The 1,297-nt window shown below is 62.4% G+C and carries 2 protein-coding genes and 1 pseudogene; 1 reads left to right on the top strand and 2 read right to left on the bottom strand.

The window, feature by feature from the left end:
* Nucleotides 1-211 (bottom strand): annotated as a pseudogene (locus BRX37_RS26230) (GNAT family N-acetyltransferase); the annotation flags it as partial.
* Nucleotides 208-828, bottom strand: coding sequence for a recombinase family protein (locus BRX37_RS26225; RefSeq protein WP_008832583.1), 621 nt, complete (start codon nucleotides 826-828; stop codon nucleotides 208-210). The gene BRX37_RS26225 and the pseudogene BRX37_RS26230, both read right to left, overlap by 4 nt.
* Nucleotides 829-953: 125 nt before the next feature.
* Between BRX37_RS26225 and BRX37_RS26220 the strand changes: the two genes are divergently transcribed.
* A partial coding sequence (locus BRX37_RS26220) for a DUF4158 domain-containing protein (RefSeq protein WP_164522553.1) occupies nucleotides 954-1,297 on the top strand: 344 nt, incomplete at its 3' end.

Raw genomic sequence — 1,297 nt, 5'->3', positions numbered from 1 at the left:
CATATAGGCCGCCAGGCCCCTTCCATCCCAGGACAGCTTGATTGTGGGCGCTCTTTTCGGGCGGCACATCGGAGAAAAGCTCGCGAGCATCGTCCAGCGTGGGCGCGGCCCCGTCCTGCAACAGGAAATAGTCGCTGCAACGGTTGTACAGGTCTGCAACGTCTGCGGCGTCCGCTTGGGTAAGTTTGATCGGGGCTCCCGTCATCATCATCGCGTTTTGGCAGCAAGCACGCGCTGACCGTAATCCCGGAGTTCCCCGTTGGGACCGACATAGCGGTAGAGAGTGACGCGCTCGATCCCGAGTTCCTTGCAGAGGTCGGAAACGGACGTGTCGCGTTGGGCCATAGCAGCCTGAGCGAGCCGCACCTGGGCCTTGGAGAGGGCGAACTTGCGGCCACCCTTGCGTCCCCGCGCGCGGGCAGCGGCCAGGCCAGCCATGGTGCGCTCGCGGATCATATCCCGCTCAAACTCCGCCAGTGTGGCAAAAATGCCGAACACCATCCGGCCCGATGGCGTCGTGGTGTCGATCTGCGCGCCCTTGCCGGTGAGCACCCGCAGACCGATACCGCGATCCGACAGATTCTGCACCGTGCTGACCAGGTGGGTGAGCGTTCGGCCGAGCCGGTCGAGCTTCCAAACGATGAGGACATCGCCGTCGCGCAACGATTTCAGGCAGGCGGCAAGACCGGGGCGATCATCACGGCTACCGGATGCACGATCATCATAGATATTGCCTGGCTCGACACCGGCAGCGCGAAGGGCATCGTGCTGCAGGTCGAGCGACTGCGAGCCGTCGGCTTTGGACACGCGGGCGTAGCCGATCAGCATGGATCACAAACGAAGGTTTGAGGCGGTGACGAACATGAGCACATAAGATTGGGCTATTGTGTATCTTAACCAGCATCTCAATCAAGCTATCTCAAACCGTAGCTCGGAAAGAATAAGGAGCATGTATGCCGCGTCGCGTGACCCTGACCGATCGACAGCGCGAGGCGCTGCTTCACTTGCCGGTCGATCAAGGTGAGCTGCTGCGGCACTATACCCTCAGCGATGAGGATCTCGGGCATATCCGCCAGCGCCGGCGCGCCCACAATCGTTTTGGCTTCGCGCTGCAACTGTGCGTCCTGCGCTACCCGGGCCGGGTGCTCGCTCCTGGCGAGTTGATCCCGGCGCAGGTATCGGATTTCATCGCGGCCCAGCTCGGCCTGACCAGCGACGATCTACTCCTCTATGCCGCGCGCGAGGAGACCCGGCACGAGCATCTGGCGGACCTTCGCCGAATCTACGGCTATCGCTC

Origin of the sequence: Sphingomonas sp. S-NIH.Pt3_0716 (genome assembly GCF_003950715.1) — a bacterium.
Classification (GTDB): domain Bacteria; phylum Pseudomonadota; class Alphaproteobacteria; order Sphingomonadales; family Sphingomonadaceae; genus Sphingobium; species Sphingobium yanoikuyae_A.
Note: the sequence above shows the minus strand (reverse complement) of the source record. Positions and strands in the feature narration are given on the sequence as shown.

What these genes read in the sequence shown, in the direction of transcription:
- BRX37_RS26225 (WP_008832583.1), bottom strand. Translation starts at nt 828, where the DNA reads ATGCTGATCGGCTACGCCCGCGTGTCCAAAGCCGACGGCTCGCAGTCG.